The following is a 26,562-nucleotide window of genomic DNA, read 5'->3' as shown; positions in this document are numbered from 1 at the left end:
TCCCCGGGTGACCAGCGAGATCACCCTCTTCGTCAATCCCACCGCGGGACGCGGCCGGGGCGCGCGAGCCGCGCAGCCGGCCGCTTCCGCTTTGCGGGAGGCCGGTTTCTCCGTACGCACGATCCTCGGCGAGGACGCCGGTGACGCGCTGCGCCGGGCGCGGGACGCGGTCGCGGAGGGGACGGGCGCGCTCATAGCCGTCGGCGGGGACGGGCTCATGTCGCTGGCCCTCCAAGCGGTCGCCGGGACGCTCATCCCGCTCGGCGTGGTGGCGGTGGGGACCGGCAACGACTTCGCGCGCGCCCTGGGCCTGCCGATACGCGACCCGGAGGCGGCGGGGCGGCTCGCGGCCGACGCGCTCAAGGGGCGGGCGCCGGTGCGCGAGATCGACCTCGGGCGGGCCGGGGAGCGCTGGTTCGGCTCCGTGCTCGCCTCCGGCTTCGACTCCCGGGTCAACGACCGGGGCAACCGTATGCGCTGGGTGGGCGGCCGCTTCAAGTACGACCTGGCGATCCTCGCCGAGCTGGCCGCCTTCAAGCCGGTCACGTACCGCATGACCCTCGACGGCGGGCCGCCCCGGGAGCTGCAGGCGACGCTCGTCGCGGTCGGCAACGGCACCTCGTACGGCGGCGGCATGCGGATGTGCGCCGACGCGGTCATGGACGACGGCCTCTTCGACATCACGGTGGTCGGCGAGTGCAGCCGTACGACCCTGCTCAGGGTCTTCCCCCGGGTGTACAAGGGGACGCACCTCAGCCACCCCGTCGTCACCGTGCACCGGGCCTCGTCGGTCACCCTCGAAGCCCTCGGCGTCACCGCCTACGCGGACGGCGAACCGCTCGGCGCCCTGCCGCTGACCGCCACCTGCGTGCCGAGGGCGGTACGGGTGCTGGGGGCCGGTCCCGATGCGCGGACCATGGGCGATTAAAGATCGCGTCACTGTCAGAGGTGGCGGGTAGGCTCGACAGCAAGATGACAGAGGACCTCTCACCAGCTGAGCGCTACCAGGCTTCCCGGCTCCGGGCGGCCGAGCAGGCGACCGCTCTCGGGCCGTTCCGCGAGATGTACGACTTCGCTCTCGACCCGTATCAGATCGAGGCGTGCAAGGCGCTGGAGGGCGGGAAGGGCGTGCTCGTCGCCGCCCCCACCGGCTCGGGCAAGACGATCGTCGGCGAATTCGCCGTGCACCTCGCCCTGGAGCAGGGCCGCAAGTGTTTCTACACCACGCCGATCAAGGCCCTGTCGAACCAGAAGTTCGCCGACCTGGTCCGGCGCTACGGCTCCGACAAGGTCGGTCTCCTCACCGGTGACAACAGCGTCAACGCGGACGCCCCGGTCGTCGTCATGACCACCGAGGTCCTGCGGAACATGCTGTACGCGGGCTCCCAGGCGCTGAACGGCCTCGGATACGTGGTCATGGACGAGGTGCACTACCTCTCCGACCGCTTCCGGGGCGCCGTCTGGGAAGAGGTGATCATCCACCTCCCCGAGTCGGTCACCCTGGTCTCCCTGTCGGCGACCGTGTCCAACGCGGAGGAGTTCGGCGACTGGCTGGACACCGTGCGCGGCGACACCGAGGTGATCGTCTCCGAGCAGCGGCCGGTCCCGCTCTGGCAGCACGTGCTGGCCGGGCGCCGGATGTACGACCTCTTCGAGGAGGAGACCGACCACGGCGGCCGCGGCACCGGCCGCCGCGAGGTCAACCCCGACCTCGTCCGCCTGGCCCGCATGGAGAACCAGCGCGGGTACAACCCGCGCGAGCGCCGGCGCGGCAAGATGGTGCGCGAGGCGGACCGCGAGCGCGAGCGGCGCCAGCGCAGCCGGATCTGGACGCCGTCCCGCCCCGAGGTCATCGACCGGCTGGACGCCGAGGGGCTGCTCCCCGCGATCACGTTCATCTTCAGCCGGGCCGCCTGTGAGGCCGCCGTCCAGCAGTGCCTGCACGCCGGGCTCCGGCTCAACGACGACGACAGCCGCCGGACCGTCCGGGAGATCGTGGAGGAGCGGACGGCGTCCATCCCGTCCGAGGACCTGCACGTCCTGGGCTACTACGAATGGCTGGAGGGCCTGGAGCGGGGCATCGCCGCGCACCACGCCGGGATGCTCCCCAGGTTCAAGGAGATCGTCGAGGAGCTGTTCGTCCGGGGCCTCGTCAAGGCCGTCTTCGCGACCGAGACGCTGGCGCTCGGCATCAACATGCCCGCCCGCTCGGTGGTCCTGGAGAAGCTCGTCAAGTGGAACGGCGAGCAGCACGCCGACATCACCCCCGGCGAGTACACCCAGCTCACCGGCAGGGCCGGGCGCCGCGGGATCGACGTCGAGGGCCACGCCGTGGTGCTCTGGCAGCGCGGCATGGACCCGGGCGCCCTCGCCGGACTCGCCGGCACCCGCACGTATCCGCTGCGCTCCAGCTTCCGCCCCTCGTACAACATGGCCGTGAATCTGGTCCACCAGTTCGGGCGGCACCGCTCGCGCGAACTGCTGGAGACGTCCTTCGCGCAGTTCCAGGCGGACCGGTCGGTCGTCGGGATCTCCCGCCAGGTCCAGCGCAACGAGGAGGGCCTGGAGGGCTACCGCGAAGGCATGACCTGCCACCTCGGCGACTTCGAGGAGTACGCGCGGCTGCGCCGCGACCTCAAGGACCGGGAGACGGAGCTGGCCAAGCAGGGCGCGTCCCAGCGGCGGGCCGCCGCCGCGGCGTCCCTGGAGAAGCTGAAGCCCGGCGACGTCATCCACGTGCCGACCGGCAAGTTCGCCGGTCTCGCGCTCGTGCTCGACCCCGGTCTCCCGGCCGGGCGCACCAACGGGCACGGGCACCGCGGCATGGAGTACCACGACGGGCCACGCCCGTTGGTGCTGACCGCCGAGCGCCAGGTGAAGCGCCTCGCCTCGATCGACTTCCCGGTGCCCGTGGAGGCCGTGGAGCGGATGCGGGTGCCGAAGTCGTTCAACCCGCGCTCGCCGCAGTCCCGCCGGGATCTGGCCTCCGCGCTGCGGACCAAGGCCGGGCACATCGTCCCGGACCGGCACCGCCGGGGGCGCGCCCCCGCCGCCGACGACCGCGAGATCGCGCGCCTGCGGGCCGAGCTGCGCGCCCACCCCTGCCACGGGTGCGACGAGCGCGAGGACCACGCCCGCTGGGCCGAGCGCTACCACCGGCTCCAGCGCGACACCCGGCAGCTGGAGCGCCGCATCGAGGGGCGCACCAACACCATCGCCCGCACCTTCGACCGGATCGTCGCCCTGCTCACCGAGCTGGACTACCTGCGCGGCAGCGAGGTCACCGAGCACGGGAAGCGGCTGGCCCGGCTCTACGGCGAGCTGGACCTGCTGGCCAGCGAGTGCCTGCGCGCCGGCGTCTGGGAGGGGCTGAACGCGGCGGAGCTCGCGGCGTGCGTCTCCGCCCTCGTGTACGAGGCGCGGCAGGCCGACGACGCGGTGGCGCCGAAGCTGCCGTCGGGGCCCGCGAGGACCGCGCTGGGCGAGATGGTCCGCATCTGGGGCCGGCTCGACTCCCTGGAGGAGGACTTCAAGATCAACCAGGCGGAGGGGGTCGGCCAGCGCGAACCGGACCTCGGCTTCGCCTGGGCGGTGTACATGTGGGCGTCCGGCCGCTCGCTGGACGAGGTACTGCGCGAGGCGGACATGCCCGCGGGCGACTTCGTGCGCTGGTGCAAGCAGGTCATCGACGTGCTCGGCCAGGTGGCCGCCGCCGCGCCGCGCGAGAACAGCACGGTGGCCCGGAGCGCCCGCAAGGCGGTCGACGAGGTGCTGCGTGGCGTCGTCGCGTACAGCTCCCTGGGCTGAGACACGCGGAAGCCGGCCGGATCATGGTGGGTCCGGCCGGCTTTCGTACGGGGTTCCCTTCCCCCGGGAGAGGGCCGGCTAGGACCGGCCGCCTCGGCTCATTTTCATCGACGCGCCCGCGCAGACCAGTCCGAGCAGGGCGGTCAGTCCGCCGATGATGACGTTGTTGAGGATGACGCCGGTGTCCGGGCTGCTGCCGACCACCCAGGGCGAGATGATCATCCAGGCACCCATCGCGCAGATGGCCCAGCTCAGGCCGTACATCCGCTGCGGCATCGCGGTGAACCCGAGGCCGAGCACGGCGATCGCGATGCCCATGACCAGGTTGTGCGTCACCAGCGCGGACTGCGAGGTGGTGAAGTGCAGCACCCACGGAGAGACGGCGCAGTAGAGGCCGACCAGGAAGACCGGTGCGTCCACGAGCGCCACATCGCGACCGCCCATCACGCGTGCGTAGCGGTCGTTCATTTCCGACACATCGGGGTGTCCGGCCATGTCGTGGCCGACGTGCGAGACGTTTGACATGAGTTTCGTCCCCTTCGGATCATGCGGACCCGGTCACCGCCACGCGCGGGAAGTGGCCCGCACTGTCCATTCTGCTCTTATCTGTCGCTTATGTGTAGCTTCAAGGCGACTCGATCTCCGCAGGATCCGCACCGGCCGGACGAGGCCTCGCGGCGGGCCGTACGGCCCGCCGCGAGGGGTGTGATCAGGCGGCGGGCGGCATCAGGACCGTGTCCACGATGTAGACCGTGGCGTTGGCCGTGGGGACGTTGCCGCAGACGACCTTCGAGGAGTCGTTCACGGTGTACGTCATGTCCGAGCCGGACGTCTTCAGCTCGCCCTTCTCCAGCGTCTCGAAAGAGCCCTTCTCCAGCTGCTTCGGCGTCAGCTTCTGGCCCACGACGTGGTACGTGAGGACCTTGGTGAGCGCGTCCTTGTCGGCGAGGAGCTTGTCCAGGTCGGCCTTCGGGACCTTGGCGAAGGCGTCGTTGGTGGGCGCGAACACGGTGATGTTCTGGGCGTTGTTGAGGGTGTCCACCAGGCCGGCCTTCTTGACCGCGGTGACCAGGGTGGACAGGGCCGGGTTGTGCGAGGCCGCCGTGGCCACCGGGTCCTGCGCCATCCCGGAGAAGGAGCCCGAGCCGCTCTTCGGGACCGAGGCGCAGGCGGGGCCGAAGGGCTTGTCGGTGTCCATGGACTTCTCGGCGGACGGCGAGGCGGGGGCCTTCGCGGAGCTCGCGCTCGATCCGGACGCGCTGTCCTTGGAGTCGCTGGAGCAGGCCGTCAGGGCCAGCGGCAGGATCGCCGCCGCGGTGAGGGCGAGGGCGGCGCGGCGGGCGTGGATGACCTTCATGGTGTACTCCTGTTTGGGTAATCGATTGATTGCGTACGGTAGTTGATCAGGGGTGCGCGAGGCCGGGGCGGACGAGGCGCACGTGGGGGAGGCGGCCGGGCCGCGGGGATCAGGTCACGTCGACCACCACCGAGTGCCGGCCGGTCGCCCCGTTCGGCACGGTGCCGACGCGCCGGGCGGTCTGGACGGCGCCGGTCCCGTCGGTCGCGCGGACCTCCAGGGTGTGGTTGCCCGGGGTGGCCGGCCACTCCCACACCCACTGGCGCCAGACGTCCCGGCCGGCCCCCGCCGCCAGCCGCGCCGGATGCCACGGGCCGCCGTCCACCCGGACTTCGACCCGGGTGATCCCGCGGGGCTGGGCCCAGGCGACCCCGGCGACCGGCACCGTGCCCGCCTTCGGGGACGCGAAGGGGCGCGGGGTGTCGATGCGGGCCTGGGTCTTGATCGGCGCCCGCCGGGACCAGGACCGCTTCACCCAGTACGCGTCGTACGCGTCGAAGGTGGTCAGCTCGATGTCCTTGATCCACTTGCAGGCCGACACATATCCGTACAGGCCGGGTACGACCATCCGGACCGGGAAGCCGTGGGTGAAGGGCAGCGGCTCCCCGTTCATGCCGAAGGCGAGCAGGGCCTCGCGGCCGTCCATGACGTCCTCGACCGGGGTGCCGATCGTCATGCCGTCCACCGAACGCGCCACGAGCTGGTCGGCCGGTCCGCCCTCGGACGGCGGGCGCACCCCAGCCTCGCGGAGCAGGTCGGCCAGGCGCACGCCGAGCCACCGGGCGTTGCCGACGTACGGCCCGCCCACCTCGTTCGAGACGCAGGTCAGCGTGATGTCACGCTCCACGGCTTCGCGGCGCATCAGGTCCCGCAGACTCAGCGTCACGGGCCGGGACACGCCCTTGCCGTGGATCCGCAGCCGCCACGCCCCGGCGTCCACCCTCGGCACGACCAGGGCCGTGTCGACGCGGTAGAAGTCCTTGTTCGGCGTGACGAACGGGCTCAGCCCCCGGATCCCCAGCTGTGCGCCCGCCGGTACGGCGGGGGCGGGCGAGGCGGGCACCGGGAGCTTCAGATCCCGGCGGGACGCCTCCGCCCCGGCCTGCACGGCGGAGGTGAGCCGCCGCCCCAGCAGCCCGGCCCCGGCCGAGGCCACCGCCGCGACCCCCGCCGCGACGACGAACCCGCGCCGGTCGAAGCCCCCGGCCGGCCGCTCCCCGTACGAGCGGGCCGGGTACAGCCGCCCGGACAGCAGGTAGAGCACCCCGGCGCCGGCCAGGGCGCCCACCACGGAGGGCAGCGCGTCCGAGAGCCGGCCCTCCGGCCGTCCGACCGCCGCCGTCGCCCCGACCGCGCCGAAGACCAGCACGGCCGCGGACCCGGCGATCCGGTGGCGGAGCGTCAGCAGCCCGACCGCCACGGCGAACAGCGCCAGGACCGCCAGGATGCCGAGCTCCAGGACCAGCTTGTCGTTGGTCCCGAAGTTCCGTACGGCGAAGTCCTTGAGCGCCGGGGGAGTGCGGTCGATCACCGCACCGCCCACCGCCGCGACCGGACCCGCCTCGGGCCGCACGACCGCCGCCGCCAGCTCGGCGACGGCCAGGGAGGCGAACCCGGCGATCACCCCGCCGAGCGCGGCACAGGCCGCACGCAGCGCTCGGGACCGCCGGGGCTCGGTGGCCCCGGTCTCCAGGTCGTTCCGCTCTTCACTCACGGCGGGGATTCGGTGCCGGGTGCCCGGGCGGATTGGTCTTGTCACCCGATCGAGTGATCGGCGGATTACGCCAATCCGCCGAGCCGTCGGCAACGAATCAGTGGTGAAGAGGCATGGGCGTCGGGGCCGGTGCCCGGAAGGAGCGCGATGAGCGACAGGCGGCGACGCACGGCCGTCGTGGGCAGCGGGGTGGCCGGACTCACGGCCGCCCACATCCTGCGAAGGACCCACGACGTGACGATGTTCGAGGCGGACGACCGGGTCGGCGGCCACGCCCACACCCACGACCTGCCCGGGGCCGACGGCCGCGTCCACCGCGTCGACTCCGGCTTCATCGTGCACAACCGGCGCACCTACCCGCACCTGCTGCGGCTCTTCGCGGAACTCGGCGTGCCCACGCAGGAGTCGGAGATGAGCATGTCCGTCCGGTGCGAGGGATGCGGCCTGGAGTACGCGGGCGCCCGCGGCCCGGCCGGTCTCCTCGCCCGCCCGGCGTCCTTCCGCGACCCCGCCTACCCGCGGATGCTCGCCGCCGTCCCCCGCTTCCACCGGCTGGCCCGGCGGCTGCTGCGGGACGGCGGACCGGACGCGGAGACGCTGACCCTGGGGGAGTTCGCCGCGCGCGGGCGCTTCTCGCCGTACTTCACCGCGCACTTCCTGACGCCCGTGGTGGCGGCGGTCTGGTCCTGCGACCCGGTGACCGCGATGCGCTATCCGGCCCGCTACCTCTTCCGCTTCCTCGACCACCACGGCATGCTCACGATCGGCGGCTCCCCGGTCTGGCGGACCGTCACCGGAGGCTCCCGCGCCTATGTGGAGCGCGTGACCAAACAGCTCTCCACCGTCCGCACCGCCACCCCGGTCCGCAGCATCCGCCGGCACGCCGACGGCGTCGGGATCACCACCGACGACGGCACCACCGAACCCTTCGACCACGTCGTCGTCGCCACCCACCCCGACCAGGCGCTCCGCCTCCTCGCCGACCCGACCGACGAGGAGAGCCGCACCCTGGGCGCCTTCCGCTACTCCCGCAACGCGACCCTGCTGCACACCGACACCCGGCTGCTGCCCACGGCGCCCGGCGCCCGCGCCTCCTGGAACTACCTCATGCCCGGCTGCGCCGCCGACGCCTCCCACGTCACCGTCAGCTACGACATGAACCGGCTCCAGCGCCTCGACGCCCCGGAGACCTTCGTCGTCACGCTCAACGGGGCCGACCGCGTCGCCCCCGGACTCGTCCGGGCCCGGATGGTCTACGAGCACCCCGTCTACACCCCGGAGTCGGTGGCCGCCCAGGCCCGGCTGCCCGCCCTGTCCGGGCCGGTCACCGCCTACGCGGGCGCCTACCACGGCTGGGGGTTCCACGAGGACGGCTGCCGCTCGGGCGCCGAGGCCGCGGCGGCCCTGGGGGTGGACTGGTGAACGCCCTCTACCCCTGCACGATCAGCCACATACGGACCGCGCCCACCCGGTACGGCTTCCAGCACCGCACCTACCTGTGGCTGACGGACCCCGACGGGCCCCCGCCGCTGCCGCGCGGTCTGCGCTTCCTCGCCCGCTTCGACGCCCGCGACCACTTCGGCGGCACCGCCCCGACCATCCGGGCCGGGCTCGTCCGCTTCCTGGCCGCCCGGGGCATCGACCTCGCCGACGGCACCGTCCTCATGCTGAGCCAGGCCCGGGTCCTCGGATACGTCTTCAATCCGCTGACCGTCTACTGGTGCCGGCGCGCCGACGGCACCCCGCTGTGCACGGTCGCCGAGGTGCACAACACGTACGGCGAACGCCACTGCTACCTGCTGCGCCCCGACGACCGGGGGCGGTCGGTCACCAGCAAGGAGTTCTACGTATCGCCGTTCTTCGGCACCGACGGCGAGTACTGGATGCGGCTGCCGGAACCGGGGCCGGAACTGCGGCTGACGGTCCACCTGGAGCGCGCGGGAACCCGGCCGTTCACCGCGACCGTCCGGGGCGAGCGACGCCCGGCGACCGCCCGGGTCCTGCTCGCCCTCGCCCTGCGGCACCCCTGGTCCACGGCCGTCGTCTCCGCCGCCATCCGGCTGCACGGCATACGCCTCTACCTGCGTGGGCTGCCCGTCCGGCCCCGCCCCCACCACCGCACCCAGGAAGGCATGCGATGACCGCCTCCACGTTCCGTACTCCGGCCGTGCCCGCCCCCGTCACGGGCTCCGGGACCGACCCGGCGCGCTGGCCGGACGTCGTGACCCCGCCCCGCGCCTCCCGGCTGCGGACGGCCGTCGCCGAGCGGATCGTCCGCAGAGCCCTGGCCCGGCTGCCGCTGCGCGTCCGGCTCGGCGGGCGCGAGGACATCGGGCTCGGCGGGCCGCTGATGGACGTCCGCGACCCCGACGCCTTCTTCCGCAGGATCGGCGCGGCCGGGCTCATCGGCTTCGGCGAGTCGTACATGGCGGGGGAATGGGACGCACCCGACCCGGTCGGCGTCCTCACGGTCCTGGCGGGAGAGGTCGCCACCCTGGTCCCGCCGCCCCTGCAACGGCTGCGCGGACTGTGGGCGCGGCGCCACCCCGAGGCCCAGACCGGCACCCGCGAAGGGGCCCGGACCAACATCAGCCACCACTACGACCTGTCCAACGACCTGTTCGCGCTCTTCCTGGACGAGACGCTCAGCTACTCGTCCGCGCTCTTCCGCGGCTTCCCCGCCGAGCCGGCCCTGCTCCCCGCCGCCCAGCACCGCAAGATCGACCGGCTGCTCGACCTCGCCGCCGTCGGCCCCGGCACCCGGCTCCTGGAGATCGGCACCGGCTGGGGCGAACTCGCGATCCGCGCCGCCGCGCGCGGCGCCCACGTCGTCTCCGTCACCCTCTCCCGCGAGCAGCGCGACCTGGCGCTCCGGCGGATCGCGGCGGCCGGCCACGCGGACCGGGTCGACGTCCGGCTCTGCGACTACCGGGACATCGAGGGGAGTTACGACGCGATCGTCAGCGTCGAGATGATCGAGGCGGTCGGCGCGGAGTTCTGGCCCGTCTACTTCCGCACCCTGGACCGGCTGCTCGGCCCCGGCGGCCGGATCGCCCTCCAGGCCATCACCATGCCCGACGACCGCATGCGGGCCGGCCGGTCCACCTTCACCTGGATCCAGAAGTACATCTTCCCGGGCGGCCAGCTCCCGTCCACGGAGGCCATCGACCGGGTCACCGCCGACCGCACCGGGCTGCGCGTCGAACGGTCCGACGGCTTCGGCACGCACTACGCCGAAACGCTCAGGCTGTGGCGCGAACGCTTCACCGAAGAGGCCGAAGCCGTCGACGCCCTCGGCTTCGACGCGACCTTCCGCCGCATGTGGACCCTCTACCTCGCCTACTCCGAAGCGGGCTTCCGCTCCGGCTACCTCGACGTGCGGCAGCTGCTGCTGACCCGTCCGGAACAGGAAACGGCATGACACTCACGGACAAGCGCCCCGCCCACGGGGCCGCCCAGCGCGTCGAGCCCCTCGTCGAGCAGTTCCTCGGCGGCCGGCTCCCGGTCAGGGTGCGCATGTGGGACGGCAGCGAGACCGGCGCCGCCGACGGTCCTCTGATCCACGTCCGGGCCCGCCGCGCCCTGCGCCGCCTCCTGTGGGAACCGGGCGAACTCGGCCTCGCGGAGGCGTACATCACCGGCGACATCGACATCGAGGGCGACCTCGCCGAGGGCCTGCGGGCCGTGCACCGGGCCGTCCGCGAGCGCGGACTCGCCGCACCACGGCCCCGCCTCGCCGACCGGCTGCGCGCCGCCCGGACCGCGGTGCGCCTCGGGGCGGCCGGGCCCCGGCCGCCGGTGCCCGCCGCCCGCGCCACCGGACTCGACGGCGCCCTGCACAGCAAGGCCCGTGACCGGGCCGCGATCAGCCACCACTACGACCTCTCCAACGCCTTCTACGCCCTCCTCCTCGACGACACGATGGCGTACTCCTGCGGCTACTGGACCAGCGACGACCCCGCGTACGGCCCCGCCGACGCGCAGCGCGACAAGCTGGAGCTGATCTGCGGGAAGCTGGGGCTGCGCCCCGGTGCGCGGCTGCTGGACATCGGCTGCGGCTGGGGCTCGCTGACGCTGTACGCGGCCCAGCGGCACGGCGTCCGCGTCACGGCCGTCACCCTCGCCGCCGAACAGGCCGCGTATGTGCGCCGCCAAGTGGCCGAACGCGGCCTGGAGCAGCTGGTCGAGGTGCGCTGCAGCGACTACCGCGACATCGCGGCCGCCCCGGACCACGAGGGCGGCTACGACGCGGTGTCCACCATCGAGATGGGCGAGCACGTCGGGGACGCCCAGTACCCGGCCTTCGCGGCGACCCTGCACGACATGGTCCGGCCGCGCGGCCGGGTGCTCGTGCAGCAGATGTCACGAGGGCGGAACGCGCCGGGCGGCGGCGCGTTCATCGAGGCGTACATCGCGCCCGACATGCACATGCGCCCGCTCGGCGAGACCGTCGCGCTGCTGGAGGGCGCCGGTCTGGAGGTGCGCGACGTCCAAGGGCTGCGCGAGCACTACGTCCGGACCGTCGACGCCTGGCGCCGGACCCTGGAGGAGAACGAGGCGCGGTTCACGGACCTGGTCGGGGAGGAGACCGTACGGGTGTGGCGGCTGTATCTGGCGGGCGGGGCACTCGCCTTCGCCGAGCGACGGATGGGCGTGGACCAGATCCTCGCCGTACGGCCCGCCGGTGACGGGGAGTCCGGGATGCCGGCCACCCGCGAGGCCCTGCGCTCGGCCGGGGGTACGGCATGAGCGGCTTCGCCTGGGAGGCGTTCGCGCGGGGTCTCGCACCCTGCGCGGGCGCCGCGCTGGTCGTCCTGCTCGTCGCGTTCGCGGCCGGGGTGCGCCGGGGCATGCACCGGGGCGTGGACGTCGCCTGGGGCCTGGGCTTCGCCGCCGTCGCCCTCGTCTCGTACGGCCTGTCGGCGGGGGAGGGCGACGCCACCCGCCGCCTCCTCGTCACGGTGCTCACCGCGGTCTGGGGGGTGCGCCTGGCGTGGCACATCGCCCGGCGCGGACGCGGCCACGGAGAGGACCCGCGCTACGAGAAGATGCTCGCCAGGGCACCGGGCAACCCGGACCTCTACGCCCTGCGGAAGGTGTACCTCCTGCAGGGCGCCCTGGTCTGGCTCATCTCGCTGCCCGTGCAGGCGGCCGGATACCTCACCGGGCCGGTGAACGCCCTCGCCTGGGCCGGGACCGCGCTCTGGGCGGTCGGCATGTTCTTCGAGGCGGTGGGCGACCACCAGCTGGCCCGGTTCAAGGCCGACCCCGGCAACCGGGGGAAGATCATGGACCGGGGGCTGTGGTCGTGGACCCGGCACCCGAACTACTTCGGGGACTTCTGCGTCTGGTGGGGCCTGTTCCTGACCGTCTGCCAGGCCCCGGCCGCCGCCGCGGCCACGCTGGTGGCGCCCGCCCTGATGACGTATCTGCTCATCGGCGGCAGCGGCAAGGCCCTCCTGGAACGGCACATGGCCGACCGACCGGGCTTCGCCGCGTACGCCGCGCGCACCAGCGGCTTCTTCCCGTTCCCGCCGCGCCGGGGCTGACCGCGCCCGCGAACCGTGCGCCCGGGGCATCGCCCCGGGCGCACGCCTCACGCGGGCAGCTCCATCAGCGCCACCGGCTCCGAGGTGGGCCGCGCCGAGCCGCCCGCGGGCTCCACGGTGATGCCCATGCCCGTGGCCCCGTCGACCGGTCCGTCCAGCAGTGTCGTGTACGTGGTCGAGGACGGGCCCGAGGCGCGCAGCAGCCCCGCCGGGCGCATCGTGCCACCGTCGGAGAACCACAGCTGGTACACCTTGCCGCTGGGCGCCTCGGTCAGTCCGGAGGCCAGGAACACCGCCCGGTCCTCGGTCCGGGAGACCACCACCGTGCCCTTCGCCCCGTCCTCCAGCGTGCCGGAGGCGGTCTTCGCGTCGGGCGCGGCGAGGACCCGGGCCAGCTCCTCGGCCCGGAGCCGTGCCGCGTCCGCCTGCCGCTGGGCGTCCCGCGCCTCCTGGTGCTGCCAGACGGCGATCCCGCCGAAGCCCGCCGCCGCGGCCAGGCACGCGGCCAGGGCGAACCGGGACCACCGGGCCGCCGTGCCCCGCCGGTCCGTCGAGCGCTCGCGGCGGGCGAGCGCGGGCGGCTCCTGGCGTACGGTCGTGATCTCCCGAAGCACGCGGTCCCGAAGCTCCCGGGGGGCCGGGGTGGCGACGGCGAGGCCGAGCCGGGTCGCGGTCTCGGAGAGTTCGCGCACCTCGGTGGAGCACGCTTCGCAGTCGCCCAGGTGGCGTTCGAAGTCGCGGCGTTCGGTGTCCGGCAGGGCGTGCAGGGCGTAGGCGCCCGTCAGTGTGTGGAGTCCGGCGTCGGTCATGAGGTCACCCCCAGGCAGTCGCGCATCCGGATCAGCCCGTCGCGCAGTCGAGTCTTGATCGTGCCGAGCGGTACCGCCAGCAGTTCGGCGACCTCGCGGTAGGTGAGCCCCCGGTAGTACGCCAGGGTGACGGACTCCCGCTGGAGCTCGGACAGCGTCCGCATGCAGCGGCGCACCTGCTCGCGTTCGAGCCGGGTCTCGACCTGTTCGGTGACCTCGTCGAAGGCGGGGGTGCGTTCGAGGAGGGCGGCCTTGTGCTCGCGGGCGGCCGACGCCTGCGCCGAGCGGACCCGGTCGACAGCGCGGCGGTGGGCGAGGGTCAGCACCCAGTTCATGGCGCTGCCCCGGGCGGCCTGGAAGCGGGACGCGGTGCGCCACACCTCCACCAGGACCTCCTGGGCGACCTCCTCGGACTGGGCGGGGTCGCGCAGCACGCCGCGGACGAGGCCGAGCACCGGCCCGCTCACCGCGTCGTAGACCTGGGCGAAGGCGTCCTGGTCGCCTCGGGCGACCCGTCCCATCAGCTCCTGGAGATCGGGCCCCGCCGAGGCCGTTCCGCTGATGTACACGGCTTCTTTCACGCGGGGTTCCCTTCGGTGGTCATCGCTCTCCGGGGGTGATTCGGAGCCGGTGACCGGGCGGATTGGCCGGAGGCCGGAGATCCTCCCACGACTTCCCGGAGAAGCGGCCGGAAAACGCGATACATCGTGGTTGACGCGTCCTCGGAAATCGAGCTATGTTCGGCGACGAGTATTCGGGAACGAGCGATGGTTCGAAGGGAGCGGCGTTGGCCAGGCGGCGCAAGCTCACCAACCCGCTGGCGCTCACGGTGATGGTGCTGCTCGCCGAGCGGTCCATGCATCCGTACGAGATCGCCCAGACCCTCCGCAGGCGCGGCAAGCAGCACAGCGTGAAGATCAACTTCGGCTCGCTGTACACCGTCGTCCAGAACCTGGAGAAGCACGGCTACGTCGAGGTGGCGGGCGTACAGCGGCAGGGCAACCGCCCGGAGCGCACGCTGTACGGGCTCACCGAGGCCGGGCGCGCCGAGATGCTGCACTGGCTCTCCGACCTGATCGCGGTGCCGGCCGAGGAGTACCCGGTCTTCGACACCGCGCTGGCCCTGCTCCCCGCGCTGCCCCCGGAGGAGGTGGGCGAACTCCTCGCGGACCGCGAGCAGGCGCAGACCGTGCGGGCCGCCGCGCTGCGCGGGGTCCTCGCCCAGCTGGGGGGCGCGCTGCCCCGCGTCTTCGTCGTGGAGACGGAGTACCAGCTCCACATGCTGGAGGCGGAGCTGGAGTGGATCGCCACGTTCCGCAAGGAGATCGGCGAGGCCGCCATCAGCGGTATCGAGGAGTGGAGGTCGTTCCACGAGACCGGTGAGGTCCCGCAGGACTGGCAGGACCTCGACGACCGGGAGTAGGCAGAAAGAAAAGACCCCGGCGGGGGCCGTTGCAGCGGTCCGCGCCGGGGTCTCGAACCCCAAAGCCGGACCACCGTGGAGGCGGCCCGGGCGATCGAGGTGCGGCACACCCAGGATAGCCCGGCACTCCTCACGCGGACCGGCCCCACGGCGCCCGGAGAACCGGACGCCCGGCCGACCACAGGAGAGCTCCGTCATGAGCACCCGTGCGCCCGCTGTCGAGGCGCGACAACTCGTCAAGACCTATCCGGGAGGGGTCACCGCGCTGCGCGGCATGGACCTCACCGTCACCGCCGGCACCGTCTTCGGGCTCCTCGGGCCCAACGGCGCCGGGAAGTCCACCACCGTCAAGATCCTCACCACCCTCGCCCGCCCCGACTCCGGGACCGCCTCCGTCGCCGGGCACGACGCCCTCGCCCACCCGGACCGGGTGCGCCGCGCGATCGGGGTCGTGGCCCAGAAGTCCGGCGCCGACCCGGTCGCCACCGGCCGCGAGAACCTGCTCCTCCAGGGCAGGCTGTACGGGATGCGGGGCGCCGCCGTACAGCGCCGCGCCGACGAGCTTCTGGAGCGGTTCGCCCTCGCCGACGCCGGGAAGCGCCTGGTCAAGGGGTACTCCGGCGGGATGCTGCGCCGCCTGGACGTGGCGCTCGGGCTGATGCACCGGCCGGAGGTGCTGTTCCTGGACGAGCCGACGACCGGGCTCGACCCGGAGGCCCGCACGGCGATGTGGGACGAGATATCCCGGCTGGCCGGTGACGAGGGCCTGACCATCGTCCTCACCACGCACTACCTGGAGGAGGCGGACCGGCTCGCGGAACGCATCGCGATCGTCGACCGCGGCCGGATCGTCGTCGAGGGCACCCCCGACGAGCTCAAGGGCGAGCTGCGCGGCGACGCCGTCCATGTGGAGCTGCGCGCGGACGCCGTTCTGGAGGCGGTCACCGTGCTCGCCGGGCTGCCCGGGGTGCACGAGGCGGTGGCCGAGGGGCGCCGGGTCAGCGTCCGGGCCGAGGACGGCGCAGCCGCCGTACCGGTGCTGCTGGCCGCCCTCGAACGGGCCGGGGCCACCGTCGTGGCGGCCACCGTCGCCCGCCCCTCACTGGACGACGTCTATCTCCGGTACGCGGGCCGCCGCTTCCAGGACGCGGAGTCCGAGGACGCGGCCACCGCCCCCGAGCCGGTCCTCGCGGGAGGTGCCCGATGAGCGGTCAGGTTCTCACCCACACCTGGTACATGACGCAGCGCCAGCTGATGGCGATCCTCCGGCAGCCCGTCTTCCTGGCGATCTCCCTGATCCAGCCGGTGATCTGGCTCTTCCTCTTCGGCAACCTGTTCCGGAAGGTGGTCGAGCTCGGCGGCTTCGGCACCACCTCCTACCTTGACTACCTCGTCCCCGGCATCGTCGTGATGAGCGCGCTGGGGTCGAGCATGTGGGCCGGCATGGGCACCCTGGAGGAGATCGAGCGCGGCACGCTCAACCGCTTCCTGACCACGCCGGTCAGCCGGAACGCCCTGATGAACGCCAACGTCGTGCAGAACGGCATCGCCAACACCGCCCAGTCCGTCGTCATCCTGCTGCTCGGACGGGCGGCCGGGGCCGGCTATCCGGGCGGGGCGGCCGGCCTGCTCGTCCTGGTCGCCGCATCGGTGCTGCTCGGCACCGTCTTCGGGGCGCTCTCGAACGCCGTGGGCATGATCGTGCGGGAGCGGGAGTCGATCATCGGCATCAACACCTTCCTGCTGATGCCGCTCACCTTCCTGTCCACGTCCTTCATGGCACCGAGCCAGATGCCCGGCTGGATGCGGGACGTCGCCGCCTTCAACCCGGTCAACTGGGCCATGGTGGCCGGACGTTCCGTGCTGGGCGACGACCCCGACTGGCAGCTGGCCGGCACCCGTTGCGGCGGGCTGCTGCTGCTCGCCGCGGCCGCCGTCGCGCTGTCGACCCGTACGTTCCGCTCGTACCAGAAGTCCGTCTGAGGCACGGACCCGCGACACAGCTGTGCCCCGGCCCTTCGGACCGGGGCACAGCTGTGCGTACGGCAGGTCAGGCCGCGCTCTCCTGCTCGCGCTCCACCTGCTCGTTCCACTCGCGCTTGACGGAGCGCCACGCCTCGTCGTCGTGGCCGAGCCGCCAGTAGCCGGAGATCGACAGCTGGGAGGCCGGGATCCCGCGCTCCAGGCGCAGGTTGCGGCGGACCTCCTTGACGAAGCCCGCTTCGCCGTGCACGAACGCCTGGACCCGGCCGGGCGGGAACTCCAGGCCCGTCACCGCCTCCGTGAGCGCCTCGCCGACCGGGCGGCCCGCCCGGTGCAGCCAGGTGACCTCCACGCCGTCCGGCGTGGCGATCTTCTGCTCCTCCGTCGCGTCCGCCACCTCGACGTACGCGTGCACCACCGCGCCCGCCGGCATCTGCTCCAGCGCGGCGGCGACGGCCGGCAGGGCGCTCTCGTCGCCCGCCAGCAGGTGCCAGTCCGCCGAGGCGTCGGGGGCGTAACCCCCGCCGGGGCCCAGGAACGTCACCTGATCGCCCGGCGCCGCGCCCGCCGCCCAGGGCCCGGCGAGGCCCTCGTCGCCGTGCACCACGAAGTCGATCGCCAGCTCCCGGGCGGCCGGGTCCCAGGAACGCACCGTGTAGGTACGGGTGGTGGGCCACAGCTCGCGGGGATACTCCTCGCGGATGCGGGCCATGTCGAAGGGGTGGCTGTAGTCCGCGCCCTCGGGGGCGAAGCACAGCTTGACGTAATGGTCGGTGAAACCCGCGAGCGCGAACTCGGCGAGACCGTCGCCGCCGAGCACCACCCGGATCATGTGCGGGGTGATCCGCTCGGTGCGCAGGACCTGCGCCCCCTGAGCCTTCGGTGCCCGCCGCTCCGGTCGTTCTGCCACGAGATCTGCTCCCTGCTGCCGGAATTGGAGACCGTCGACCGCTGCCGACATCGGCCTTAGGGTTACCTAACTTAACACCTCAGGTTCGCAGGGCGGAGTGGAGGCGCCCCAGGGCCCCGCCCAGCCCCCACCGGGCCGCGAGCGCGTCCAGCGCTGCCGGATCGCGCGGCGCGGCGGGCAGCGCCGGGTCGAAGTCCGGAAGCGGTACGTCACCGGCGACCCGCACCACCTTCGGCGCGACGGCCACATAGGCGCGGGCCTCATCGAGCCGCTTGCGCTGCGAGGGCGTCAGCTTCGCCGCCGGATCGTCCACCGCCGCCATGATCCCGTCCAGATCGCCGAAGGCGTCCAGCAGCTTCGCCGCCGTCTTCTCGCCGATCCCGGGCACGCCCGGCAGTCCGTCGCTCGGGTCGCCGCGCAGCAGCGCCAGGTCCACGTACCCGGGGCCGTCCACCCCGTACTTCTCGCGCAGCCAGGCCTCGTCCGTCACCTGGAGCGTGCCGACCCCCTTCAGCGGGTAGAGCACCCGCACCCCGCGGGCGTCGTCCACCAGCTGGTACAGGTCCCGGTCGCCGGTGACGATGTCGACCGGGCCTGCCGCCCGCCCGGTCAGCGTGCCGATCACGTCGTCCGCCTCGTACCCCTCGGCGCCGAGCCGGGCGATACCCAGCGCGTCCAGCACGTCCGCGATGACCGGCACCTGCGGGGCCAGGGTGTCGGGCGTCTCCTCCTCGTCGGGCACCCCCGCCCCGGTCTCGACGGCCACCCGGTGCGCCTTGTACGTCGGGATGAGGTCGACCCGCCACTGCGGCCGCCAGTCCGCGTCCCAGCAGGCGACGAGGTCGTCCGGCCGGTGGTCCTGCACGAGGCGGCCGATGAAGTCCAGCAGCCCGCGCACGGCGTTGACCGGGGTGCCGTCCGGCGCGCGCACCGAGTCGGGCACGCCGAAGTAGGCGCGGAAGTAGAGGGAAGCAGTGTCGAGGAGCATCAGGCGTCGCGTCACACGCCGATGATGCCGCACGGCACCGACACCGGCCGCCGCGGACGCGGTTCCCGGAAAACCAGTCTGTGTTATGTGATCCAGGTCACTCTTGTGTTTGCTCCGGGTAAGCGCGGGCAGGCGCGCCATCGGAGCGGCCCACGTCGCATTTTCAACTAGTGCGCGTGCCATGCGGACGGAATCCGCGCCGCTCCACGGTCTGCCGGCGGGGGTGGCAGACCGTTCTCGGTTCAACGCGTGAGGTGTATGTGTCCAGGCTGCAAGCCGAGCACTTGTACAAAGTGTTCGGCAGACGACCCGATCAAGCCGTGCAGAAGCTGAAGAGCGGCACCGGCCGCGACGCGCTGCGCGCCGACGGAACCACCGCAGCGGTGATCGACGCATCGTTCACCGTCGAACCGGGCCAGATCTTCGTCGTGATGGGTCTGTCCGGCTCGGGCAAGTCCACGCTGCTGCGGATGCTCAACGGACTGCTGGAGCCCACCTCCGGCCAGGTGCTCTTCGACGGGCAGGATCTGACCGCCCTGAGCCCCGCCGAGCTCCGCCGCGTCCGCTCCACCAAGATCAGCATGGTGTTCCAGCACTTCGCGCTCTTCCCGCACCGGAGCGTCCTGGAGAACGCCGCGTACGGCTTGGAGGTGCAGGGCGTCCCGCGCGCCGAGCGCAACCGCCGTGCCACCGAGGCCCTGGAGCTGACCGGTCTGGCCGGCTGGGAGAAGTCCTGGCCCGACGAGCTGTCCGGCGGCATGCAGCAGCGCGTGGGCCTGGCCCGCGCGCTCGCCACCGACGCCGACCTGCTCCTGATGGACGAGTCCTTCAGCGCGCTCGACCCGCTGATCCGCCGCGATATGCAGGACCAGCTCCTGGAGCTCCAGAAGCGGCTGAAGAAGACCATCGTCTTCATCACCCACGACCTCAACGAGGCCATGCGCCTCGGCGACCGCATAGCCGTGATGCGCGACGGCGAGATAGTCCAGCTCGGCACCGCCGAGGACATCCTCGTCACCCCGGCCAACGACTACGTCGCCTCCTTCACCCAGGACGTGGACCGTGCCCGGGTGCTGACCGCCGGCGCGATCATGGCCGAGACGGACACCGTCATCGGCACGCTCTGCGACCAGGGCAAGGAGATCCGGAGCACCGACGACGTGCTGAAGGCCACCCCGGCCACCGTCACCGAGGCCACCCCGATCATCGAGCTGTTCACGCCCTGCTCGCAGAGCCGGGTCGCGGTCGCCGTGACCGACGACGAGGGCAAGCTCCTCGGCGTCGTGCCCCGCGAGCGGCTGCTCGCCGTGCTCGGTGAGCCGATGACCCCCGCCCAGGCTCCCCAGGACGCCGCGACCTCGCTGAAGAAGGTGGCCGGTGTTTAGGCTCCATCTCGGCGACTGGGTCGACTCCGCGGTCGACTGGCTCCAGACCCACCTCTCCTGGCTCTTCGACTTCATCAGCTCCGTCGTGAGCGGGATGTTCGACGGCATCGCCGCCGTTCTCTCCGCTCCCGCGCCCCTGCTCTTCGCGGGCATCGTCGCCGTCATCGCCTGGTGGCTGCGCGGTCTGCTCGCCGGTGTCCTCGCGTTCGTGGGCTTCGCTCTCATCGACTCGGTCGAGTTGTGGGACGAGGCGATGGACACGCTCACGCTGGTGCTCGTCGCGACGATCGTGACGCTGGTGCTGGCCGTGCCGCTCGGCATCTGGGCCTCCCGCTCCAAGACGGTGAGCGCGGTGACCCGGCCGGTCCTGGACTTCATGCAGACCATGCCCGCCATGGTCTATCTGATCCCCGGCGTGATCTTCTTCGGCGTCGGTGTCGTGCCCGGCATCATCGCCACCATCATCTTCGCGCTGCCCCCGGGCGTCCGGATGACCGAACTCGGCATCCGCCAGGTCGACGGCGAGCTGGTCGAGGCGGCCGAGGCATTCGGCACGACCTCCCGCAACACCCTGCTGCGGGTCCAGCTGCCGCTGGCGCTGCCCACGATCATGGCGGGCATCAACCAGGTCATCATGCTGGGCCTGTCCATGGTGGTCATCGCCGGCATGGTCGGCGGCGGCGGCCTGGGCGGCTCCGTCTACCGCGCCATCGGCAACGTCGACGTCGGCCTGGGCTTCGAGGCCGGTGTCTCCATCGTCATCCTGGCCATGTACCTGGACCGGATGACCAGCGCGCTGGGCCGCGAGGTCTCCCCGCTCGCCCGCCGCGCGCTCGCCAAGGCGCAGTCGATGGCCGGCGGCCTGAAGATCTGGCACCACCGCCCGCAGCCCGTCGTCGCCGTCGCGGGCGTCGTCGCCCTGGCGCTCGTCGCCGGCGGCATGGGGGTCTTCGGTTCCTCGGACGACGAGTCCGCCACGACCTCGGACACCACGAAGATCGGTGCCGGCAAGAAGATCAGCATGGGTTACATCCCGTGGGACGAGGGCATCGCCTCCACCTTCCTCTGGAAGGAGCTGCTGGAGCGGCGCGGCTTCGAGGTCGACGTCAAGCAGTACGAGGCCGGCGCGCTGTACACCGGCATGGCGAGCGGCCAGATCGACTTCGAGACCGACTCCTGGCTGCCCGTCACCCACGCCTCGTACTGGAAGAAGTACAAGGACCGCCTGGAGGACATGGGCTCCTGGTACGGCCCCACCTCGCTGGAGCTGGCCGTCCCCAGCTACGTCAAGGACGTGAAGTCCCTGACCGACCTCAAGGGCAAGGCGTCCGACTTCAAGGGCCGGATCGTCGGCATCGAGCCCAGCGCCGGTGAGATGGGCCTGCTCAAGGACAAGATCCTGCCGGGCTACGGCCTGGACAAGGAGTACAAGGTCGTCGACGGCTCCACGCCGTCCATGCTGGCCGAGCTGAAGCGCGCGTACGCCAAGAAGGAACCGATCGTCGTTCCGCTCTGGTCGCCGCACTGGGCGTACAACCAGTTCGAGCTGACCAAGCTCAAGGACCCCAAGAACCTCTGGGGCAAGGGCGACGGCATCCACACGCTGACCCGCAAGGGCTTCGCCGGGGACAACCCGGAGGTCGGCAAGTGGCTCAAGGACTTCAAGATGAGCGAGGACCAGCTCACCAGCCTTGAGGCCCAGATCCAGAAGGGCGGCTCCGGCAAGGAGCAGGAGGCCGTCCGCACCTGGCTCAAGGCCAACCCGGACGTCGCCGACAAGTGGACCCCGGTGAAGAAGTCCGCCCCGGCCAAGGGCGCGAACGGCAAGGACGAGCGCGACCGCCCGGTCGAGATGGCCTGGTTCCCCTGGGAGGAGGACATCGCCGCCACGTACCTGTGGAAGGCGGTCCTGGAGGAGCGCGGCTACAAGATCAACCTCAAGCAGTTCGAGGTCGGTCCGATGTACACCGCGATGTCGCGCGGCCAGATCGACGTGCAGTTCGACGGCTGGCTCCCCTTCACCCAGAAGAACTACTGGTCCACCTACGGCTCCAAGCTGACGGACATCGGTTCCTGGTACGGCCCGACCTCCATCGAGGTCGCGGTGCCCGACTACGTCAAGGACGTGAAGTCCCTGGCCGACCTCAAGGGCAAGGGCTCGAAGTTCAAGGGCCGGATCGTCGGCATCGAGCCCGGCACCGCCACGATGGAGAACCTGAAGAAGAACGTGCTCCCGGCCTACGGTCTGGACGACGAGTACAAGGTGGTCGACTCCTCGACGCCCGGCATGCTCGCCGAGCTGAAGCGCGCGTACGCCAAGAAGGAGCCCATCGCCGTCCTGCTGTGGACCCCGCACTGGGCGTACAGCGAGTACGGGATGACCAAGCTCCAGGACCCGAAGAAGGCATTCGGTGAGGGCGACCGGCTGCACACCATCGCGTCCAAGGAGTTCCCGCAGAACTACCCGCAGCTGACGAAGTGGTTCAAGAACTTCAAGCTGAGCGAGGACCAGCTCGCCGGCCTGGAGAACCAGATCCAGAAGCTCGGTACAGGACACGAAGAGGAAGCCGTGAAGGCCTGGATGGCGAAGAACCCGGGCATCGCGGACAAGATGGCTCCCCAGTAGGAGGCGTCACCGGCCCCCACCAGGGCCGCCGCCCGTGAAGGGGTGGGTCGCGCCGACGGCGCGACCCACCCCTTCCGGCGTGACGGTGCGGTCACTTTCCGGGTCGTCCTGGCGTAACGGTGTGCGCGCGGCGCCCGTAACCGGAAGTATGGCGACGGGAGGGAGCCGGACATGGACGAGAAGGAAACACTCCGGGTGGGCGCCGCCGTCCGCCGACAGCGCAGATCCCTGGGACTCACCCTGGCCGCTGTCGCGTCGCGCAGCGGCCTTTCCGTACCGTTCCTCAGCCAGATCGAGAACGAGCGCGCCAGGCCCAGCGCCCGGTCGCTCGACCGGGTCGCCGAGGCCCTGGAGACCACTACCGCCCGGCTGCGCGCCGCCGCGGACTCCGCACGCGCGGTCGACGTGGTGCGCGCCGCCCACGAGGACGGGGTGCACCGGGTGGTGCGCGGACGCCACCAGCTCAGCGCCCTGGAATTCACCGGGGAACTCGACCTCGGGCGCGAGTTCCAGCACCGCAACGACGAGCTCCTGTACGTCGCCGAGGGCGCCGCCGAAGTGGAGGCGGAGGGCCGGGCCTACCGGCTGGTCCAGGGCGACACGCTGTTCCTGTCCGGGGGGGTCCGCCACCGCTGGCGGGCCACCCTCCCCGGCACCCGGCTGCTGTGCGTCGCGGTCGCCGAACACATCGACGCCACGTCCGACCCCCGGCGCTGACCGCCGTGCGCGTCGTCTCCCTGGTCCCCTCCCTCACCGAGGCCGTCGCCCAGACGGCCCCCGGCCTGCTCGTCGGCGTCACCGACTGGTGCACCCACCCGGCCGGGCTGACCGCCGCCCGCGTCGGCGGCACCAAGAACCCCGACGTCGAAGCGGTCCTGGCGCTGCGCCCGGACCTGGTGGTGGCCAACGAGGAGGAGAACCGGGCCCCCGACCTCGCCGCCCTGCGGGACGTCGGCGCGGACGTCCTCGTCACCACCGTCCGCACCCTCGACCAGGCCTTCGGCGAGCTGGACCGGCTGCTGGCCGGTGCCTGCGGGCTGCCCCGCCCGCGCTGGCTGGACGAGGCCGAGGCCGCCTGGGCGTCCCTCCCGCCGCCCGGGCCGCCGCGCCGCGCGATCGTCCCGGTGTGGCGCAGGCCGTGGATGGTGCTGGGCCGCGACACCTTCGCCGGCGACCTGCTGGCCCGGCTCGGTGTGGCCAACGCCTACGCGGACCACGCCGAGCGCTACCCGCGCGTCGCGCCCGACGAGCCCTACCGCTTCACCCGGGACGACGGCCCGGAAGCCTTCCCCGGCCTGCCCGCCGCCCTCGTGGACGGGCGGTACCTCACCTGGTACGGGCCGTCGCTGGCACGGGCCCCCGAGGCGCTGCGAGCAGCACTCCGCTGAGCAGCCCGCGCACCGTGCGGACGCCCGCCACCGCCCACGCCGACACCAGCAGCACGTACAGTGCGACGGCCAGCCAGGTGAACGCGGTCAGACCGGTGTGCCGGGCCAGGCCCGCCGCACCCGTCACACAGGTGCCGACGGGAAACGTGAAGCCCCACCAGGTCATCGAGAACGTCATTCCGCCCCGTACCGCCCGTACGACCAGCGCCGCGGCCAGGGCCAGCCACAGCAGCGCGAAGCCCATCACCGGCACCCCGTACAGCACCGCGAAGGCCCGCAGCGCCGAGGCGTACGGGCTCCCGATGGCGCCCGGCGCCACATCGGCCAGCGCGTTGACCGCCGTCGTGGACTGGCCCAGCGGGCCGAGCACCAGGAACAGGGTGGGCGTCAGGGCGAGCGGCAGCGGGCCGCCGTGCAGCAGCCGGCCGAAGACCAGCGGCAGCATGACCAGCGTCGCCAGCAGGCTCAGCCCGAACATCGCGTAGCAGCCGAGGAGCAGCGCCTCCCGCCCCTGCCCCGGGGGCAGCTCCGCCACGAGCAGCGGGCCGAGCGCGGCCGACACCATGGGCGCCACCACCGGCAGCAGCCACACCGGGGACGCGGTGCCCGGCTCCGGCCGGTGGCGCGTGATCATGAGATACGGGACCGCCACGGCCGTCACCAGTCCGGTCACCGTGCCCGCCGTGTACAGGACCACGTCCAGCGCGAGCGCCGCCCGGTGCCCGATCAGGTCCTTGCCCACGGTCAGGCCGGAGCCCCCGACGGCCAGCAGGGCCATCGACAGACAGCCGTAGAACGGTGCGACAGCCTGGTCCGCGAGGTGGGCGCGCGCCTGGTCGGGGTGGGCCGCCCAGTGCCCGGCGCGGGCGGCCAGCACGGCGGCGAGCAGCAGAGCCGCGAACAGCCAGACCACCGTGCAGGCGCCCCGCAGCCCGGGCACGTGCACCGGCAGCGCGGCACCGGCACTCGCGACGATCGCGGTCCCCATCACCGTGGCGTACCAGTTGGGGCCGAAGTGCCGCAGCGCGGGCCGCCGGAGGGTGCCGGAGTACGGGGGAGAGGTGCGGGTCCGCAGATGGATGGCCATGCCACGATTTTCTTCGGCGCATCGGGACCCCACCAGGGAGCACCGCCCTATGAGGTCATAAAGTGGACTTATGTCCAGCGAGCCGACCGTCCCTCTGTCCCACCGGGTGCCCGACCTGGGCGCGCTGGAACTGCTCCTCGCCGTCGCCCGGCACGGCAGCCTCGGCCGGGCCGCCCGGGACGTCGGCATCACCCAGCCCGCCGCCAGCAGCCGGGTCCGCTCGATGGAACGGCAGCTCGGCCTCGCCCTCCTCGACCGCTCGCCGCGGGGCTCCCGGCTCACCGACGCCGGCGCCCTGGTCACCGACTGGGCGCGCCGGGTCGTGGAGGCCGCCGAGGCGTTCGACGCGGGCGCCCAGGCGCTCCGTGACCGCCGCGACTCCCGGCTGCGGGTCGCCGCCTCCATGACCATCGCCGAATACCTGCTCCCCGGCTGGCTCATCGCCCTGCGCGCCGAACGTCCCGGGACCGCCGTCTCGCTGCTCGCCGGGAACTCCGCGGTGGTCGCCGAGCGGCTGCTGAGCGGCGAGGCGGACCTGGGCTTCGTGGAGGGCCTGTCGGTCCCGGCCGGGCTCGACGGCACGGTCATCGCCCACGACCGCCTCGTCGTCGTGGTCGCCCCCGCCCACCCGTGGGCCCGCCGCCGCACCCCGCTGACCCCGGGCGAACTGGCCGCGACGCCGCTGATCCTGCGCGAGCACGGCTCCGGCACCCGTCAGGTGCTGGACGCCGCGCTCGCCGTCCACGGCCCGCTGGCCCCGCCGCTCCTGGAGCTCTCCTCGACCACCGCGCTCAAGGGCGCGGCGGAGAGCGGCGCGGGCCCCTGCGTCCTGAGCGAACTGGCGCTCGGCGAGGAGCTGTCGGCCCGCCGCCTGGTCAAGGTCCCCATCGCCGGGGCCCGGCTGCGCCGCCAACTGCGCGCGGTCTGGCCCTCGGGGCACCGCCCCACGGGCCCGGCGCGCGATCTGCTCGCGCTGACCCGGTCGGAACCCTCCGGGGGCGCGGCCTAAGGGGTCTCCTTCCCCCGGTCATAGGCGTCGCGATGGGTGAGGACCTCCTCCATGTTGGTCTCCGCCCACTTCTTGATGTCCCGCATGACCCGCTGGAGCGAGTGGCCGAGATCGGTGAGCTCATAGCTCACGGTGACGGGCACGGTCGGGGTCACGGTCCTGGTCACCATCCCGTCCCGCTCCAGCGCGCGCAGGGTCTGCGTCAGCATCTTCTGGCTCACACCCGAGATCCGGCGTGACAGCTCGGAGAAGCGCAGCGGCCGCGCCTCCTCGACGGTGGTCTCCCCGGGGCGCGGGCCGTCCCCGCCGAGCGCGGCGAGCACGAGCGCGACCCACTTGTCGGAGATCCGCTCCAGGAGCCGGCGGCTGGGGCAGACCGCGAGGAACGCGTCGTACTCCCGCTTGGCCTCGGCCCGTCGCTCGGACGCGGTGCTGGTCGCCATGGGGCGTCATCTCCTCGGCTCGGTGACTTACTTACTTCAAGGTGCCTACTTCCCAGTGGTAACCGGGTTCTTCCATGCTGGTGT

24 protein-coding genes are annotated in these 26,562 nt (G+C 72.5%); 15 read left to right on the top strand and 9 right to left on the bottom strand.

Annotated features, from left to right (window positions below; genetic code table 11):
• The first annotated feature begins 7 nt into the window (after window positions 1–7).
• Window positions 8–928, top strand: a complete 921-nt coding sequence (locus ACFZAT_RS14000) for a diacylglycerol kinase (RefSeq protein ID WP_391264005.1) — start codon at window positions 8–10, stop codon at window positions 926–928.
• A 44-nt stretch (window positions 929–972) separates the two neighbouring features.
• Window positions 973–3,807 (top strand): DEAD/DEAH box helicase, encoded by a 2,835-nt coding sequence (locus ACFZAT_RS13995; RefSeq protein ID WP_391264003.1) that lies wholly within the window; start codon window positions 973–975, stop codon window positions 3,805–3,807.
• 78 nt (window positions 3,808–3,885) lie between these two features.
• On the opposite strand, the gene ACFZAT_RS13990 is transcribed toward ACFZAT_RS13995, so the two are convergent.
• From ACFZAT_RS13990 to ACFZAT_RS13980, 3 genes are all read right to left on the bottom strand, one after another.
• Window positions 3,886–4,332: an SPW repeat protein gene (locus tag ACFZAT_RS13990; RefSeq protein WP_391264001.1), complete on the bottom strand. Its 447-nt coding sequence runs from the start codon at window positions 4,330–4,332 to the stop codon at window positions 3,886–3,888.
• Window positions 4,333–4,516: 184 nt separating this feature from the next.
• A complete protein-coding gene (locus ACFZAT_RS13985; RefSeq protein WP_391263999.1) occupies window positions 4,517–5,164 on the bottom strand; it encodes a fasciclin domain-containing protein in 648 nt (215 codons plus the stop codon).
• A gap of 109 nt (window positions 5,165–5,273) precedes the next feature.
• A complete protein-coding gene (locus ACFZAT_RS13980) occupies window positions 5,274–6,818 on the bottom strand; it encodes a molybdopterin-dependent oxidoreductase (RefSeq protein ID WP_391264279.1) in 1,545 nt (514 codons plus the stop codon).
• Between the two features lie 207 nt (window positions 6,819–7,025).
• Between ACFZAT_RS13980 and ACFZAT_RS13975 the strand changes: the two genes are divergently transcribed.
• From ACFZAT_RS13975 to ACFZAT_RS13955, 5 genes are read left to right on the top strand one after another with little or no spacing between them, the layout of a single operon-like run.
• Window positions 7,026–8,300, top strand: a complete 1,275-nt coding sequence (locus ACFZAT_RS13975) for an FAD-dependent oxidoreductase (RefSeq protein WP_391263997.1) — start codon at window positions 7,026–7,028, stop codon at window positions 8,298–8,300.
• Window positions 8,297–9,019: a DUF1365 family protein gene (locus tag ACFZAT_RS13970; RefSeq protein ID WP_391263995.1), complete on the top strand. Its 723-nt coding sequence runs from the start codon at window positions 8,297–8,299 to the stop codon at window positions 9,017–9,019. Before ACFZAT_RS13975 ends, ACFZAT_RS13970 begins: the two co-directional genes overlap by 4 nt.
• Window positions 9,016–10,299 carry a class I SAM-dependent methyltransferase gene (locus ACFZAT_RS13965; RefSeq protein ID WP_391263993.1) on the top strand — a complete coding sequence of 428 codons (1,284 nt, stop codon included), beginning with the start codon at window positions 9,016–9,018 and terminating at the stop codon, window positions 10,297–10,299. The genes ACFZAT_RS13970 and ACFZAT_RS13965 overlap by 4 nt, the downstream gene beginning before the upstream one ends.
• Entirely contained in the window at window positions 10,296–11,627 is a 1,332-nt protein-coding gene (locus tag ACFZAT_RS13960) for a class I SAM-dependent methyltransferase (protein WP_391263991.1), read from the top strand. The genes ACFZAT_RS13965 and ACFZAT_RS13960 overlap by 4 nt, the downstream gene beginning before the upstream one ends.
• Complete coding sequence (locus ACFZAT_RS13955) at window positions 11,624–12,427, top strand: DUF1295 domain-containing protein (protein ID WP_391263989.1); 804 nt, start codon at window positions 11,624–11,626, stop codon at window positions 12,425–12,427. Before ACFZAT_RS13960 ends, ACFZAT_RS13955 begins: the two co-directional genes overlap by 4 nt.
• Before the next feature lie 47 nt (window positions 12,428–12,474).
• Here ACFZAT_RS13955 and ACFZAT_RS13950 read toward each other — a convergent pair whose 3' ends face one another.
• Window positions 12,475–13,236, bottom strand: a complete 762-nt coding sequence (locus ACFZAT_RS13950) for an anti-sigma factor domain-containing protein (RefSeq protein ID WP_391263987.1) — start codon at window positions 13,234–13,236, stop codon at window positions 12,475–12,477.
• The gene (locus ACFZAT_RS13945; protein WP_391263985.1) at window positions 13,233–13,817 is read right to left on the bottom strand and encodes an ECF RNA polymerase sigma factor SigK; all 585 of its coding nucleotides are present in this window, start codon (window positions 13,815–13,817) and stop codon (window positions 13,233–13,235) included. Before ACFZAT_RS13945 ends, ACFZAT_RS13950 begins: the two co-directional genes overlap by 4 nt.
• 206 nt (window positions 13,818–14,023) lie before the next feature.
• On the opposite strand from ACFZAT_RS13945, the gene ACFZAT_RS13940 reads away from it, so the two are divergent.
• From ACFZAT_RS13940 to ACFZAT_RS13930, 3 genes are all read left to right on the top strand, one after another.
• Window positions 14,024–14,659, top strand: coding sequence for a helix-turn-helix transcriptional regulator (locus tag ACFZAT_RS13940; protein WP_391263983.1), 636 nt, complete (start codon window positions 14,024–14,026; stop codon window positions 14,657–14,659).
• A 196-nt stretch (window positions 14,660–14,855) separates the two neighbouring features.
• A complete protein-coding gene (locus ACFZAT_RS13935) occupies window positions 14,856–15,866 on the top strand; it encodes an ATP-binding cassette domain-containing protein (protein WP_391263981.1) in 1,011 nt (336 codons plus the stop codon).
• Window positions 15,863–16,642 carry an ABC transporter permease gene (locus ACFZAT_RS13930; RefSeq protein ID WP_391263979.1) on the top strand — a complete coding sequence of 260 codons (780 nt, stop codon included), beginning with the start codon at window positions 15,863–15,865 and terminating at the stop codon, window positions 16,640–16,642. The genes ACFZAT_RS13935 and ACFZAT_RS13930 overlap by 4 nt, the downstream gene beginning before the upstream one ends.
• A gap of 67 nt (window positions 16,643–16,709) precedes the next feature.
• Here the strand turns inward: ACFZAT_RS13930 and ACFZAT_RS13925 are convergent, their stop codons facing one another.
• The gene (locus tag ACFZAT_RS13925) at window positions 16,710–17,552 is read right to left on the bottom strand and encodes an SIP domain-containing protein (RefSeq protein WP_391263977.1); all 843 of its coding nucleotides are present in this window, start codon (window positions 17,550–17,552) and stop codon (window positions 16,710–16,712) included.
• Window positions 17,553–17,631: 79 nt separating this feature from the next.
• Window positions 17,632–18,540 carry a 5'-3' exonuclease H3TH domain-containing protein gene (locus ACFZAT_RS13920; RefSeq protein ID WP_391264277.1) on the bottom strand — a complete coding sequence of 303 codons (909 nt, stop codon included), beginning with the start codon at window positions 18,538–18,540 and terminating at the stop codon, window positions 17,632–17,634.
• A gap of 320 nt (window positions 18,541–18,860) precedes the next feature.
• On the opposite strand from ACFZAT_RS13920, the gene ACFZAT_RS13915 reads away from it, so the two are divergent.
• The 4 genes from ACFZAT_RS13915 to ACFZAT_RS13900 all read left to right on the top strand — a co-directional run bounded on the left by ACFZAT_RS13915 (window position 18,861) and on the right by ACFZAT_RS13900 (window position 23,939).
• The gene (locus ACFZAT_RS13915) at window positions 18,861–19,925 is read left to right on the top strand and encodes a betaine/proline/choline family ABC transporter ATP-binding protein (RefSeq protein WP_391263975.1); all 1,065 of its coding nucleotides are present in this window, start codon (window positions 18,861–18,863) and stop codon (window positions 19,923–19,925) included.
• Window positions 19,918–22,551 carry a glycine betaine ABC transporter substrate-binding protein gene (locus tag ACFZAT_RS13910; protein ID WP_391263974.1) on the top strand — a complete coding sequence of 878 codons (2,634 nt, stop codon included), beginning with the start codon at window positions 19,918–19,920 and terminating at the stop codon, window positions 22,549–22,551. Before ACFZAT_RS13915 ends, ACFZAT_RS13910 begins: the two co-directional genes overlap by 8 nt.
• A gap of 171 nt (window positions 22,552–22,722) precedes the next feature.
• Window positions 22,723–23,268 carry a helix-turn-helix domain-containing protein gene (locus tag ACFZAT_RS13905; RefSeq protein ID WP_143625543.1) on the top strand — a complete coding sequence of 182 codons (546 nt, stop codon included), beginning with the start codon at window positions 22,723–22,725 and terminating at the stop codon, window positions 23,266–23,268.
• Window positions 23,269–23,273: 5 nt separating this feature from the next.
• Window positions 23,274–23,939: a helical backbone metal receptor gene (locus ACFZAT_RS13900; protein ID WP_391263972.1), complete on the top strand. Its 666-nt coding sequence runs from the start codon at window positions 23,274–23,276 to the stop codon at window positions 23,937–23,939.
• Here the strand turns inward: ACFZAT_RS13900 and ACFZAT_RS13895 are convergent.
• Window positions 23,878–25,026, bottom strand: coding sequence for a TDT family transporter (locus ACFZAT_RS13895; protein ID WP_391263970.1), 1,149 nt, complete (start codon window positions 25,024–25,026; stop codon window positions 23,878–23,880). The genes ACFZAT_RS13900 and ACFZAT_RS13895 overlap by 62 nt on opposite strands.
• A gap of 70 nt (window positions 25,027–25,096) precedes the next feature.
• Here ACFZAT_RS13895 and ACFZAT_RS13890 point away from each other — a divergent pair, with 70 nt between their 5' ends.
• Window positions 25,097–26,035: a LysR substrate-binding domain-containing protein gene (locus tag ACFZAT_RS13890; protein ID WP_391263968.1), complete on the top strand. Its 939-nt coding sequence runs from the start codon at window positions 25,097–25,099 to the stop codon at window positions 26,033–26,035.
• Here the strand turns inward: ACFZAT_RS13890 and ACFZAT_RS13885 are convergent.
• Window positions 26,032–26,478, bottom strand: coding sequence for a winged helix-turn-helix transcriptional regulator (locus ACFZAT_RS13885; RefSeq protein WP_391263966.1), 447 nt, complete (start codon window positions 26,476–26,478; stop codon window positions 26,032–26,034). The two genes, ACFZAT_RS13890 and ACFZAT_RS13885, sit on opposite strands and share 4 nt — an antisense overlap.
• Between the last annotated feature and the right edge of the window lie 84 nt (window positions 26,479–26,562).

The organism is Streptomyces sp. NPDC008163 (assembly GCF_042956885.1).
Classification (GTDB): domain Bacteria; phylum Actinomycetota; class Actinomycetes; order Streptomycetales; family Streptomycetaceae; genus Streptomyces; species Streptomyces drozdowiczii_A.
The sequence above is the reverse complement of the archived record's forward strand: the minus strand, read 5'-3'. Positions and strand labels throughout refer to the sequence as shown.